The sequence below is a fragment of the Actinoplanes couchii genome, assembly GCF_016862075.1.
Lineage (GTDB): Bacteria > Actinomycetota > Actinomycetes > Mycobacteriales > Micromonosporaceae > Actinoplanes > Actinoplanes couchii.
Genome location: NZ_BOMG01000095.1, coordinates 13,155 through 25,979 on the forward strand (window position 1 = coordinate 13,155; position 12,825 = coordinate 25,979).

Annotated in this window: 14 protein-coding genes; 9 read left to right on the forward strand and 5 right to left on the reverse strand. The window is 69.3% G+C overall.

Annotated elements, in window-relative coordinates:
• Nucleotides 1-7: 7 nt before the first annotated feature.
• Together Aco03nite_RS37860 and Aco03nite_RS37865 are read left to right on the forward strand one after the other, a co-directional pair.
• Nucleotides 8-766, forward strand: a complete 759-nt coding sequence (locus tag Aco03nite_RS37860; RefSeq protein ID WP_203805123.1) for a TetR/AcrR family transcriptional regulator — start codon at nucleotides 8-10, stop codon at nucleotides 764-766.
• Nucleotides 763-1,620 carry a patatin-like phospholipase family protein gene (locus Aco03nite_RS37865; RefSeq protein WP_203805124.1) on the forward strand — a complete coding sequence of 286 codons (858 nt, stop codon included), beginning with the start codon at nucleotides 763-765 and terminating at the stop codon, nucleotides 1,618-1,620. The genes Aco03nite_RS37860 and Aco03nite_RS37865 overlap by 4 nt, the downstream gene beginning before the upstream one ends.
• Nucleotides 1,621-1,622: 2 nt before the next feature.
• Here the strand turns inward: Aco03nite_RS37865 and Aco03nite_RS37870 are convergent, their stop codons facing one another.
• The gene (locus Aco03nite_RS37870; protein ID WP_203805126.1) at nucleotides 1,623-2,345 is read right to left on the reverse strand and encodes an SDR family oxidoreductase; all 723 of its coding nucleotides are present in this window, start codon (nucleotides 2,343-2,345) and stop codon (nucleotides 1,623-1,625) included.
• A 101-nt stretch (nucleotides 2,346-2,446) separates the two neighbouring features.
• Between Aco03nite_RS37870 and Aco03nite_RS37875 the strand changes: the two genes are divergently transcribed.
• Complete coding sequence (locus tag Aco03nite_RS37875) at nucleotides 2,447-3,286, forward strand: helix-turn-helix domain-containing protein (protein WP_203805128.1); 840 nt, start codon at nucleotides 2,447-2,449, stop codon at nucleotides 3,284-3,286.
• The gene (locus Aco03nite_RS37880) at nucleotides 3,252-3,881 is read left to right on the forward strand and encodes a DUF6928 family protein (RefSeq protein WP_203805131.1); all 630 of its coding nucleotides are present in this window, start codon (nucleotides 3,252-3,254) and stop codon (nucleotides 3,879-3,881) included. The genes Aco03nite_RS37875 and Aco03nite_RS37880 overlap by 35 nt, the downstream gene beginning before the upstream one ends.
• Nucleotides 3,882-4,371: 490 nt before the next feature.
• On the opposite strand, the gene Aco03nite_RS37885 is transcribed toward Aco03nite_RS37880, so the two are convergent.
• On the reverse strand, nucleotides 4,372-4,929 hold the full coding sequence (locus Aco03nite_RS37885) for a hypothetical protein (RefSeq protein WP_203805132.1): 558 nt from the start codon (nucleotides 4,927-4,929) through the stop codon (nucleotides 4,372-4,374).
• A 249-nt stretch (nucleotides 4,930-5,178) separates the two neighbouring features.
• Between Aco03nite_RS37885 and Aco03nite_RS53510 the strand changes: the two genes are divergently transcribed.
• From Aco03nite_RS53510 to Aco03nite_RS37900, 3 genes are all read left to right on the forward strand, one after another.
• Nucleotides 5,179-5,703 carry a transposase gene (locus Aco03nite_RS53510; protein WP_239145774.1) on the forward strand — a complete coding sequence of 175 codons (525 nt, stop codon included), beginning with the start codon at nucleotides 5,179-5,181 and terminating at the stop codon, nucleotides 5,701-5,703.
• Nucleotides 5,704-5,807: 104 nt separating this feature from the next.
• A complete protein-coding gene (locus Aco03nite_RS37895) occupies nucleotides 5,808-6,647 on the forward strand; it encodes a helix-turn-helix transcriptional regulator (protein WP_203805134.1) in 840 nt (279 codons plus the stop codon).
• Nucleotides 6,648-6,673: 26 nt separating this feature from the next.
• Complete coding sequence (locus tag Aco03nite_RS37900; protein WP_203805136.1) at nucleotides 6,674-7,426, forward strand: SDR family oxidoreductase; 753 nt, start codon at nucleotides 6,674-6,676, stop codon at nucleotides 7,424-7,426.
• Here the strand turns inward: Aco03nite_RS37900 and Aco03nite_RS37905 are convergent.
• The 3 genes from Aco03nite_RS37905 to Aco03nite_RS37915 are packed head-to-tail and all read right to left on the reverse strand — an operon-like array spanning nucleotide 7,414 to nucleotide 10,425.
• Nucleotides 7,414-7,959: a TetR/AcrR family transcriptional regulator gene (locus Aco03nite_RS37905; RefSeq protein WP_203805138.1), complete on the reverse strand. Its 546-nt coding sequence runs from the start codon at nucleotides 7,957-7,959 to the stop codon at nucleotides 7,414-7,416. The genes Aco03nite_RS37900 and Aco03nite_RS37905 overlap by 13 nt on opposite strands.
• Nucleotides 7,946-9,460: an MFS transporter gene (locus Aco03nite_RS37910; protein ID WP_203805140.1), complete on the reverse strand. Its 1,515-nt coding sequence runs from the start codon at nucleotides 9,458-9,460 to the stop codon at nucleotides 7,946-7,948. Before Aco03nite_RS37910 ends, Aco03nite_RS37905 begins: the two co-directional genes overlap by 14 nt.
• Before the next feature lie 44 nt (nucleotides 9,461-9,504).
• A complete protein-coding gene (locus Aco03nite_RS37915) occupies nucleotides 9,505-10,425 on the reverse strand; it encodes an SDR family NAD(P)-dependent oxidoreductase (RefSeq protein WP_203805142.1) in 921 nt (306 codons plus the stop codon).
• A 105-nt stretch (nucleotides 10,426-10,530) separates the two neighbouring features.
• Here Aco03nite_RS37915 and Aco03nite_RS37920 point away from each other — a divergent pair, with 105 nt between their 5' ends.
• Nucleotides 10,531-11,130, forward strand: coding sequence for a TetR/AcrR family transcriptional regulator (locus Aco03nite_RS37920; protein WP_239145771.1), 600 nt, complete (start codon nucleotides 10,531-10,533; stop codon nucleotides 11,128-11,130).
• Between the two features lie 75 nt (nucleotides 11,131-11,205).
• The gene (locus Aco03nite_RS37925; RefSeq protein WP_203805144.1) at nucleotides 11,206-12,780 is read left to right on the forward strand and encodes a serine/threonine-protein kinase; all 1,575 of its coding nucleotides are present in this window, start codon (nucleotides 11,206-11,208) and stop codon (nucleotides 12,778-12,780) included.
• Nucleotides 12,781-12,825: the final 45 nt, after the last annotated feature.

The window sequence follows — 12,825 nt, forward strand, 5'->3', positions numbered from 1 at the left end:
TGAGCTGATGCGTGACGAAAACAGGTGTCCGGTCTGCCGTGGCCCGGTACGGCCGTCCCTGCGCGGCCGCCGGCCGATCTACTGCTCCCGCGCCTGCCAGGCCCGGGCGTACCGGTCACGCAAGAACCCACCGGTCCCCGAGGCCACCGCGCCGGAACTGGCCGGGCGCCGGCGCCAGATCGTCGAGGCGGTCTGGCGCATCGCCGCCGAACGCGGCCTGCAGATGGCCACCATCCGCGAGATCGCCGCTGAGGCGGACGTGACCCCACGGGTGGTGCAGTACCACTTCACCGACAAGCATCAACTGCTGGTCACCGCCCTGCAGACGCTGCACCGCGACAACGAGCACCGCAGCCGGCAACGGATCGCGGCACTGCGCGACGCATCCGACCCGCGGGTGCTGCTCCGGGCAACCCTCGAGGAACTGCTTCCCCTCGACGAACAGCGCCGCACGAGCCTGCGGGTGATGACCACCTACTACGCCTGGAGCCTCACCGATCCCAAGCTGGCCGCAGTCTTCCTTGCTCCGGAACACCCGCTGGAAGACCTGGTCACCGCCTTGATCACGGCGGCCGGCGCCCGGCCCTCGATCGATGCCGCCCAGGAGGCGAACCTGCTCGTCGGCGGCATCAGCGGACTCGGGCTCGACCTGCTGCACCGACGCCGCAGCGGGGCTAACGTACGACGCACCCTGGACTACCACCTGAACCGCATCCTGGCGGAGCACACCCCTCGAGCACGCGAAGAGAGGCAACAGAACCCATGAGGACCGCACTCGTTCTCGCCGGTGGTGGAGTCGCCGGCATCGCCTGGGAGTTGGGCGTGTTGCGCGGGCTTGCCGACGCCGATCCCGGGCTGGCTGCGCGGATCATCGCGGCCGACCTGGTCGTCGGCACGTCCGCCGGGTCGGCGGTGGCCGCCCAGATCACCAGCGGCACCCCGCTCGACGACCTCTACCAGGCACAACTCGCCGCCGAAACCGCCGAGATCGAACCCGCCGGTGATCTGATGGTGATGCTGTCCGGGCTGACCAGAGCGGTCGCCGACGGCGGTGCACCCGACGAACTGCGCCGCCGGATCGGGGCGCTGGCCGCCGCCGCGGACACCGTCGACCCGGCGGCACGGCTCGCCTCGATCACCGCGCGGCTCCCCCGCGACTCCTGGCCCACCTCACCGGAGCAGAAGCTGGTGCTGACCGCCGTGGACATCGACTCCGGCGAAGGCGTGGTGTTCCACCGGACCTCCGGCGTCCCACTGGCCGACGCGGTCGCGGCCAGTTGCGCGGTGCCCTGCATCTGGCCGGTGGTCACCATCGACGGCCGCCGCTACATGGACGGTGGGCTGCGGGAAGGGACGAACCTCGACCTGGCCGCCGGGTACGACCGGATCCTGCTGATCATGCCCCAGCTGGCCGACGCGCCCGCGCTCTGGGGACCGGAACTGCCGGAACAGGTCGCCGCGCTGGAACCCTCGTCGGTGTACGTGGTCAGCGCCGACCAGCCGTCGCTGGACGCCTTCGGCGCGAACCCGCTCTCCCCCGCCACCCGCGCCCCGTCAGCCGAGGCGGGCCGCGCGATCGGCCGGGCCAACGCCGCCGCGGTGGCCGCGTTCTGGCCCTGAGCTCAGAGCTGGCTGACCGGGCGTACCTGCAGCTGGTTGATCAGGACGTGGGCGGGCTGGCCGGTGATGTAGGCGATCGCGGCGGCCACCTCGTCGCTGTCCAGGTTCTTCTGGCCGGCGACCAGGTCCTCGATGCTCGCCCGGATCGTGTCGTCGGTGATGCTCGCCGGCAGTTCGGTGTCGGTGAAGCCGGGTTCGACGAGGCTGACCCGGACCCCGGCCGGGCTGATCTCCTTGCGCAGCGCCTCGGAGAAGCCGACGACCGCCCACTTGCTGGCGTTGTAGGCCGACGAGCCGGGGAAGGTCTCGCGGCCGCCGACCGAGGCGATGTTGACGATGTCGGCGGTGCCGCCCTGCCCGGCGGCCCGGGCCAGGTGCGGCAGGGCGGCGTGGGTGACCAGCATCAGGCCCAGCACGTTGGTGTCCAGGCAACGCCGCCAGTCGGTGACATCCGCGCCGAGCACCGGGCCCAGCGGCATGATGCCGGCCGCGTTGACGACCAGGTCGAGACCACCGAACTCGGTGACTACCGCGTCGACGGCGGCCCGGACCGACACCTCGTCGGTGACGTCCAGGCTCAGCCGCAGGTCACCGGTGAGCCGGTCGGTACGGCGGGCGCCGGCGGCCACCCGGGCACCCGCCTGGTGCAGGGTCCGGGCGGTGGCCGCGCCGATCCCGGAGGAGGCACCGGTGACCAGGACACGGCGGTTCTTCATGCTGTTCATGCGGTCCACGCTGCGCCGGGCGGCGGGACTACTCCAGGCCCGGTCGATACCAGGAGTGACAGGGCCAGTTTTTCGCGCCGGGCCCCGGCTACCGTGAAGCAATGCGTGGTGATCTCGCCGAGTTCCTGCGGGCCCGGCGTGCCCTGGTCGGGCCGGCCGCCGTCGGGCTGCCCGGCAGCGGGCGGCGGCACGTGCGCGGGCTGCGCCGGGAAGAGCTGGCGCTGACCGCCCGGATCAGCGTCGACTACTACGTGCGCCTGGAACAGGGCCGCGACCGGCATCCGTCGGCGGAGGTGGTCGGGGCACTGGCCCGGGCGCTCTGTCTGGACGCCGACGCCACGACCCATCTGCACCGGCTCGCCGGTTCACCACCTTCAACCCAGCGGGAGTACGACGCCGCAGTGCGACCGTCGGTGGCCCGGCTGGTCGACAGCTCCCCGTGGCCCGCCGTGCTGCTGGACCATCGGCTGACCGTGGTGTACGCCAACACACTGGCCTCGCTGCTGCATCCGGGGCATGCGGTCGGCCGCAACCTGGTCCGGGACGCGTTCCTCGACCCGGCGACCGGGCACCGGCACGTGGATCCGGCCGGGGTCCGGGCCGAATGTGCGGCCGCCCTGCGGTCGGCGGTCGGGGTGCACGCCGGCGACCCGGTGCTGCAACGTCTGGTCGGCGAGCTGACGATGCGCAGTGACGAGTTCGTCCGCCTGTGGGCGCGCGCGGACGTGAGCTTCTGCCGTACCGGCAAGAAGGTCTTCGATCATCCTGCCGTCGGCGTCGTGAGCCTCGACTACGAAACGCTCGACGTCGGCGACAGCGGCGGGCTGCGGCTGCTGGTGCACTCGGCCGAGCCCGGCACGCCCGACGGTGACAGACTCGCGCTGATCCTTTCCGGAAAGAGGTGCCATGGGGGCCAAGGCCGCACTGCTGGCGTTCAGTGACGGGGACCTGCGGGCGGTGCTGCGGGATGCGGTTCCGTCCGACGTGGCCGCGGCCGAGGCCGTCGTCCGGGAGATCTTTCCCGGTGCCGAGGTGACGGCGGCGGGTGACACCACTCTCGAGGAGACCTATCCGCCTGACCGGGTCACCCATGTCACCGTGCTGCCCGGCGCCACGGTGCTGTGCGACCGGCAGCTGGTCCTCGACCGGCCGTCGGAGATTCCGGAACACCTGCTGCGCATCGGCGCCGGGCGGCGGATCGTCATGCTGGGCATGCATTCGGTGGTGGACTGGCTGTGTTTCGCGGTGTGGGAGAACGGGCGGCTGATCCGTTCGCTGGGCTTGTCACCGGACAACGGCATCGAGGAGAACATCGGCGATTCGTTCGACTTCGAGCGCCCGTTCTGGGCCGGCCTCCATCCGGTGGAACCCGACCCGAACTGGGAGGACGAGGACCCGTACCCGCTGCCGTTCCATCCTTTGCAGTTGGGCGAGGAGGCATTGAACTCCCTGTTCGGCTTCACCATCGAAGGCGCCCTCACCCCCGACAGCGTCCTCGCCGAAGACGTCCACATGCACACGTTCCGGCGCTCCTGAACAGAGCCTGATGACCCCGCCGTCTCAGCGGCGCGAAGCTCGCCGCCGAAGAAGGCCGGCCGCAGGCCCACGGTCGACGCGGGGACGGCCAGCAGAGCGAACCGTGCAGAAACAGTCCGGCGAGCGCACCGGGCTGACGGGCATCGACTTCTCCGAGAAAGGTGCGGGCGACATCCACAGCCCGGCACATTAGCCACAACCGTCAACGCGTTCGGACACACCATGCCAACCTCAACGCCATGCCAGCTGCGGAAACGGATTCAGAGACAGCCATTCATCTTGCCGTTCAACCTCGCCGTCCGTTGGCGTCGCTGCGAGGTACCCATGGCGTCACCAAGGTGACTACGATGAGTGCCTGTGAACAGGTTCTGTGCGCAGTGACGAGAAGACCGACCGCGCGTTTTCTGCGGCAGATCAGCGCGTCGGCCCGCAGCCCTTCACGGAGACCTGAGGTACGGTCAAACGTCATCTGCGGGTCGAACACCAGGAATTAGAATCCAGGGCCTAATTTTGAAGGTTCTCCCAGTTCCGGGATGCCCAGGCTTCTGCGCATTTCAGCCCGTAGGCTGCTCAGCGTTTTTCGGTGCCCTTCCCAGTTCGCTAAACGCTCCGGACTTTCAAGATCCAAGCCGCGCGCCACGAGATCTCTGAATGAGACGAGGTTGAGGAATGCCTCTCGGGCAACAATTGCAAGTCTCAGATCTGCCACCAGAGCCAAATCCTCTCGGGCAGCCAACAAATCTGAGAAGCGAAAGGCGTCAGCAGCAGCCCGCCTTGCACCGTCTCCAGGCTTTTCGGCAAGAGATAGCTCGCGAAGTGTTTCACTCGTTTGGTGTAGCACTTGAATGTAATTCACGTAAGCTGATCTACGTTCTTGGTAGAGGCGAATCTGGCTCTCGCGCTCATAGGTAAGGTCCTTTTCACTCCGCTCGTCCGCTCGGCGCTTGTCCTCGCGTCGCGCAGCCCAGACTTGAGTGAAGATCGCCGCAGCGAGAGTTCCCACTACGGCAACAGAAGCTGCCAGTACCGGTGCCCATACAGGCGTCATAAAGTCATCGTTGCAGCCGAGCGCTACCCCTGAGCGACACAACGAGGCGGCGCCCAGATCCGGCCGAGCCCGTGAGCTGAGATCCACACTGGCATGACCTCTCATCGGCAAATCCGCGCACTCGTAGCGTCCCGTCGCCGAGCCGACCGACTGTGACCGAGCGTCATGCCGATCCGGGATAGGTGACGCTTCGGAATGCTGAGGCCCGCGGAGCCGTGTCCAAGATCATCGATGATTGTTGTGGCGGCCATGGCTGACCGAGTAGAAACGATCTATGTGCTGGCGAAGTTCCGCGAGCAGTTCTACCGATGCCTGACCCGGCGGGCGGACGCGTTGTTCGAGCTGACCGAGGCGGTGTTGTGCACCGACGGGCCGGTCAAGACGCTGGTCGGGTTGTCGCTGGCTCCGGAGCATCGAGGCGGCCGCGGCACGATATACGACGCGCTCAACCACGGCCGGATCGAGGTGGCGTCGCTGCGCCGGCAACTGACCGGGAATCCGTTGCCGCGGGCTGCGTACGGCCGCCCCGTGCTGGCCGTCGACTTCTCGCCATGGAGACCGGCCCACCTCGTGGATCGCCCTGCTCGACGCCGTCCGGCTGCCGCTGGCCGCAGTCATCACCGTGATCACCGGCGCTCAGATCCGACAGTTCGTCGATCGCCTCACCGACGCCGGGCAGTGGGTCTGCCGATCTCCGCCGGTGAGACCCGCCAGGTGTCTGCACCGCTGAGGGCGGCTCGCCGACGAGTGCCAGTTGTCCCGGCTCGGCGGTAGCCAGGGTCTGGGAGACCTAGGCTAAACGTGGCCTTCATATCCCTGTTCTTTCCGTTGATGCTGGGTTTGCGCCGGGAAGAAAGCCGGGAGGAGGGGAGGTCTTCGTGGATGACAAAGCGCTCGGGGAGTTTCTCCGGCATCGGCGGGAACGGTTGCGGCCTGAGGATGTGGGGCTGCCCGGTGGTGGGCGGCGGCGCACTCCCGGGCTGCGGCGGGAAGAGGTCGCCGGGCTGGCGGCGTTGTCGCCGGATTACTACGGGCGCCTCGAGCAGGGGCGGGTGCGGACGCCGTCGGCGGCGGCTCTGGCCAGTCTGGCCCGGGCCATCCGGCTCACCGGGGACGAGCAGGACTATCTGTTCCGGCTCGCGGGGCAGCAGCCGCCGGAGCCGCGGTCGCCGTTGGCGCACGTCGACCCGGCGATGCTCTACCTGCTGGACGTGCTGCCGCACACCCCGGCCCAGGTGACCGACGACCTGCTGACGGTCGTCGCGCAGAACCGGGCCGCGGTCAGCCTCTTCGGGGTCTGGACCGGGTTGCCCGGGTACGAATCCAACGTCACCTGGCGGTGGTTCGCCGATCCGGCTTCGCGGGACAGCAACGATCCGGACGAGCACGAGCGGATCGGGCGGGCGTACGCGGCTGACCTGCGGGCCGGTGTCGCCCAGCGTTCGACCGGCGACCGGTTCGCCCAGGGACTGGTGGCCGACCTGCTCGACCGCAGCGCCGAGTTCCGCACGGTGTGGGAGCGGCAGGAGGTGGTGGCGCTGGCTTCGGCGCCGAAACTGATCCGGCATCCGCTGATCGGTGAACTGGACCTGCAGTGCGACGTCGTGTTGAGCCCCTCCTCCGGGCATCGGCTCATTCTGTTCCGGCCCCGCCCCGGATCCGACGCCCACGATCAGATCGCCTTTCTCGGCGTACTCGGCAATCAGAATTTCGCCTGAAAATCTTTTGAGAAAAAGGGAACTCCGTGAACATCAGCGGTAACACTGTCTTCATTCCCGGCGCGACCTCCGGCATCGGGCTCGGGCTGGCTCTGCGCCTGCACGCCAAGGGCAACACCGTGATCGTCGGTGGGCGGCGCACCGAACTGCTGCGGCAGATCGCCGCCGAACACCCCGGCATCGGCACCGTCGTCATCGACGCGGCCGACCCGGAGTCGATCGTCGCGGCCCGTGACGACCTGGCCGCCCGCTATCCGGCGCTGGACACCCTGGTCACGATGGCCGGGATCATGGAGCCGGAGGATCTGCGTGACCCGGCGTCCCTGGATGTCGCCGAGCGGACCGTCACGCTCAACCTGCTCGGCACGATCCGCCTGGTCAACGCGTTCCTGCCCGGTCTGCTCGGTCGGCCGGCCGCGACGATCGTCACGGTCAGTTCGGGGTTGGCGTACGTGCCGCTGCCTGCTACGCCGACCTACAACGCCACCAAGGCCGCGATCCACTCGTTCACCGAGAGTCTGCGGGTGCAGCTCACCAAGAGTGACGTCCAGGTGATCGAGTTGGTGCCGCCGGCCACCCGGACCGCGCTGATGAACCAGCAGGACTCCGACGTGGCCATGCCCCTGGAAGACTTTCTCGACGAGGTGATGAGCCTGCTCGAAGCCGACCCGAAGGCCGAGCAGATCCTGGTCGAGCGGGTGAGGTGGCAGCGCAACGCCGAGGCCGAGGGCCGTTACCAGGATGTCCTGGGGGTGCTCAGCGGCCGTTACCGGTCCTGAGCTATCAGAGCGGCGATCTGTTCGGTCAGGTATTGCCGCATGTCGGCCGGGACGGTGGTGCCGATGAGTGCCTCGTGCAGCCACAGTCCGTCGGCCGCCAGCTGAGCGAGAACCATCCGTAACTGCTGATCGGTCAGGGGTGGGCTGCCGGGGATCGGTGGTACCCAGCGGTTCATCACGCCGCTGATCGGTGCCCCGGTCACCGGGTCGCCGATGGTCTCGAGGAGCAGGAGCACGTCGCCGCGGGTCGCGCTCTGTGGTGTGGTCCGGACGTACGCCGCAAGCCGCTCTTGAGGGGTGAGCTGGTCGGCGGGCGCTCCGGCCAGGGCGGTCATCGTCTCCTCCCAGATCGCGGCGACGTGTTCCTGCACGCCGCGTAGCAGGTCCTCGCGGGTGGCGAAGTGGTAGACGAGGCCGGCTTTGGTGAGGCCGGACTCCTCCGCGACCGTTTCGTAGGTCACGCCGGCGACCCCGTCGCGGGCGATGACCCGCTGGACGGCCTCGACGATCGCGGTCCGTTTACTCGGGCGCACGTGCGCCATCCTCTCGGGAACCAACTGGGGATCCGGGCCCGTGGTGGCGCAGCATCCGTGCGGTGAGTGCCGCGCCGGCCGCCAGGACGACGGCCACGACAACGGTAGTGACCAGGAAACCGGTGTTGTAGGCGGCGCGCGCGGCGGCGAGGATCACCGGGTCGCCGCCGGCCGTGGCGAGGGCGTCCGGCAGGGTCTCGCCGGCGGTGGCCGGGGCGCCGGGCGGCAGCCCGACGGTGGTGGCGTAGACGACTGTGATCAGGCTGCCGAGCAGGGAGACCGCGGCCACCGAGCCGAACTCGTAGGAGACCTCCTCGATGGAGGACGCCATCCCGGCGCGGCGGGCCGGGGCGTTGCCGACGATCGCGCTGGACGCCACCCCCATCGTCGCGCCCAGCCCGGCGCCGGTGACGAGCAGGCCGGTGATGAGCAGCCCGAAGCTGCCGGTGCCGCCGGCGGCGATCAGTGCCACGCCGAGCACGGCCACCGCGAGGCCGCCGCCGATCAGGGGCAGCAGGCCGGTGCGGTGCAGGTACATGCCGCCGAACATCGCGGTGAACAGGGAGCCGAATGCCATGGTGGCGACCAGCAGCCCGGCCTGCAGCGGGGTGAAACCCTCCACCAGCTGGTAGCGCTGGGTGGTGACGAGTTGCAGTCCGCCGACCGCGAACATCGCCAGGGCGGCGGCGAGCACACCCGCGCTGAACGCCGGGTTGCGGAAGATCGCGAAGTCCACCAGCGGGTCGGGCAGGCGGCGCTGGCGGCGGGCGAACAGGGTGAACCCGGCCGCCGAGATCAGGACCGCGACCACCACGACCGTCCAGTCCGGTGGCCGGTGCGCGACCTCCTTGATGGCGAACACCGCGCCGACCAGCCCGGCCATCACCTGCACCGACGACCGGAGGTCCCAGTGTTTGGCCGGGTCCGGATCGTTCGGCAGGGCGATCAGCACGGTGGCGACCGCTGCGGCGATCGCGACCGGGACGTTGATCAGGAACACCGATCCCCACCAGAACACCGACAGCAGGGCGCCGCCGACGATCGGGCCGAGTGACATGCCGACGACCGAGATGGATCCCCACACGGCGATCGCGATGTTACGTTCGCGTTCGTCGTGGAAGGTGACCCGGATCAGGGCGAGGGTGGCCGGCATCATCGCCGCGGCGCCGACCGCGAGCAGGGCCCGGGCCGCGATCAACGTCGCCGGTCCGGAAGCGAACGCCGCGCCCAGCGACGCCACCGCGAACAGTCCCAGCCCGATGAGGAACATCCGGCGGTGCCCGATCCGGTCACCGAGCGTGCCGCTGCCCAACAGCAGACCGGCCATCACCACCGGGTACGCGTTGATGATCCACAGCGCCTGGGTGCCGGTCGCGCCGAGATCCGCGGTGAGGGTGGGCAGCGCGGTGTAGAGGATCGAGTTGTCCAGCGTGATCAGCAGCAGTCCCGAGCTGATCACGCCCAGCAGGCCCCACCGCTGTGAGGGCTTCAGAGCAAGCATCGCGTAACTGTACTCTACGTATAGTTACACGCCCGAGTTGTCGGCTACACCAGGTGCGACGCGCTCACCTGCGGGAACGTGACGCCGGTGAGGTCTTCCGAGACGGACCACAGGCGCTGCTGTACGCCTACCTGGTGTGATTCCGGGCTGGACGTGACCAGGCGGGGGTGGCCCTTGACCTCGAAACGGCCGCCGGGACCGTAGTACTGGCCGCCGAGCACTGCCGGGTCGGTGGCGGCGCGCAGGGTCGGCAGGGCGCCCATCGCCGGGGCCTGGGTGATCAGCGGCGCCAGCCAGGTGATCGGCAGGCGCAGGGCGGTCGGTGTGTTGCGGGCCAGCTCGGTGCTGGACACGCCGGGATGGGCGGCCACCGCGACGGTGGTGCCGTGGGCGGCCAGACGGCGCTGCAACTCGTAGGTGAACATCAAGTTGGCCAGCTTGGACTGCCCGTAGGCGGCGATCCGGCTGTACGACCGCTGGAACTGCAGGTCGTCGAAGTGGATCGCGGCGCGGATGCGGTGGCCGGTGCTGCTGACCGTCACCACGCGGGAGCCGGGCACCGGCAGCATCAGGTCCAGCAGCAGGCCGGTGAGAGCGAAGTGGCCGAGGTGATTGGTGCCGAACTGCATCTCGAAGCCGTCGCGGGTGGTCTGCGCCGGGGTGTACATCACGCCGGCGTTGTTGATCAGCAGGTCGAGGCGGTCGAACCTGCTCCGCAGGGCCGCGGCGGCGGTGCGGACCGAGTCGAGCGAGGTCAGGTCGAGGGCCTGCACGCTCACGTCACCGGTCATCCGGGCCGCGGCCTGCTCACCTTTCTCGACGTTGCGCACGGCGAGCACCACGGAGGCGCCGCGCTCGGCGAGGGCTTTGGCGGTCTCGTACCCCAAGCCGGCGTTGGCTCCGGTCACCACTGCCACGCGGCCGTGCTGGTCCGGGATGTTCGCCGTCGTCCACTGCTCGCTCATGTCGGGCTCCCCGCTTAAGTACCGAAGGTATCTTGTGAGAACGACAGTAAAGTACTTGCGGTACGATGTCAACGTACCGCAGGTATTTAAGTTAGGGAGTTGATCGTGACCTTCCAGCGGGCCCGAACCGAAGAGCAGCGCGAGATCCGCCGCCAGGCGATCCTCGACACCGCATCGGCCATGCTCGACGAGATGCCGGTGGCCGCGGTCACCCTCAACGAGCTCAGCCGCCGCGCCGGCCTGGCCAAACCCAACGTGCTGCGCTACTTCGAGTCCCGCGAGGCCGAGCTGCTCGAGCTGCTCGACCTCTTCCTGCGCGACTGGCTGACCGCACTGGCCGCCGCCCTGACCGCCGGCGTCGACGAGAGCCGGCCGATGACCGACCGCGCGACAGCGGTGTCCGGCATCCTCAGCGGATCACTCGCCGACCGGGTGGTGCTGTGCGACCTGTTCGGCGCACAGGGCAGCGTCCTGGAGCACAACGTCTCCGTCGAGGTCGTGGCCCGCTACAAACGCGCCTCCCTGCAACGCCTCGCCACCATGACCGCGCTGATCCAGAAGTACCTGCCGGAGCTGGGCGAGAACGCGACCCTGTTCAGCCTGCAGACCATGGTGCTGGCCGGGGCACTGTCGGCGTACAGCACCCCCCACCCAGCCTGCAGGCGGCGTACCGGGCCGAACCCGAACTGGCCCGCCTCCACCTGAAAACGCACAGATGCTCATGGATGCTAGATTTCCGCGCTGTCCGGACTATCCGTCTGTTGAGGAGAGTGGGCCGGCATGGCGATCAGAGCGCTGCGCCCGAACGATCCGCGGGTCCTCGGCGGATTCCAGGTGCTCGGGCTCCTCGGCGAGGGCGGTATGGGTGCCGTCTACCAGGCGCGGGACCGTGACGGGCGGACAGTAGCGATCAAGGTCATCCGGCCGGAGTACGCGGCGGTGCCCGAGTTCCGGGCCCGGTTCCGCAGCGAGGTCGAGCGGGCCCGCCAGGTGCCGCCGTTCAGCACCGCGGCCGTCCTCGGCGCCGACCCCGACCACAGCACGCCGTACCTGGTCGTGGAATACGTCGACGGCCCGAACCTGAGCGAGGTCATCGCCGACCACGGGCCGCTCACCGACGGCGCGCTGCACAGCGTGGCCGTCGGCGTCGCCACCGCCCTGGTCGCCATCCACGGCGCCGGGGTGGTGCACCGCGACCTCAAACCCGCCAACGTGCTGTTCGCCCTCGGCTCGCCCAAGGTCATCGACTTCGGCATCGCCCGGGCCCTGGACGCCGACGACGGACTCACCCGCACCGGGCAGACCGTCGGCACCGTCGCCTACATGGCCCCGGAACGACTCGAAGGACCCCTGATCGGCCAGGCCACCCCGGCGGTCGACGTCTTCGCCTGGGGTGCCGTGGTGGCCTACGCCGCGAACGGGCGCTCGCCCTTCCCCGGCGACTCCCCCACCGCGATCGCCATCCGCATCCTCACCCGCGAACCCGAACTCGGCAGCCTGACCGGCCCGCTCCGCGCGATCGTCGAACGGACCCTGGCCAAGAACCCCGCCGCCCGGCCCACCGCGCCCGAACTGCTGGACATGCTCCTCGCGTCGGACTCCGCCCCACCCACCCGGCCGGTCGTCCTCCCCGCCCCGTCGCCGCGGCGCTCCGGCCAGCACCGCAAGGACCGGCCCGGGTTCCCGCGACTGGCGGCCGCCGTCGGCGCCGGGGTGCTGACCGTCGCCCTGGCCGCGGGCACAGCGATCGCCATGTGGCCCTCCCCGGACAAGAACCCGCTTCCGCCGGCCCCTTCCGCGCCACCGCCAGAGCCCGTCATGGTGATCAACGACCCGCTGATCGGGCCGTCGCTGTGGGCGGAGACGACGAACTCGCAAAGCAGCTGCACGTTCGACGGCGAATTCCTGATCATCAAAGGCCGGCACGGCATCATGTGCACCGGACCACGCAAGGAGTTCACCGGCGACCAGAAGACCCTGATCTCCGTCGAGTCGGTGGTCGGCGAGTTGTGCGCACGGATCTACTTCCGCTACCACCACACCGGCGAAGGCTCCTACGTCCTCGAGGTGTGCCGGAACAACCTCGCCCTCGCCAGCACCACACCCAACGCGCCATGGACCGTGCTCAACGAAGGCCGGAGCGTCAACCTGGGCGCCAAATCCCACCGCTTCTCCATCGAGATCGAGGACGAGTTCGCCGGGGTCTACATGGACGGCCTCCGCGATCCCGTGCTCACCGCACCACTGGAGGAACCGGCCCTGACCAGCGGCACCGTCGAGATCGCCGCCGGCGGCCACTCCTCGGAGAACTCCACGATCAAGCTCTACGGCATCGAGGTCTGGACGGCCGGCTGACGGCCGTAGTGTCTGCTCCAGCCGGACCGGGCGGCCTTCGGGGGT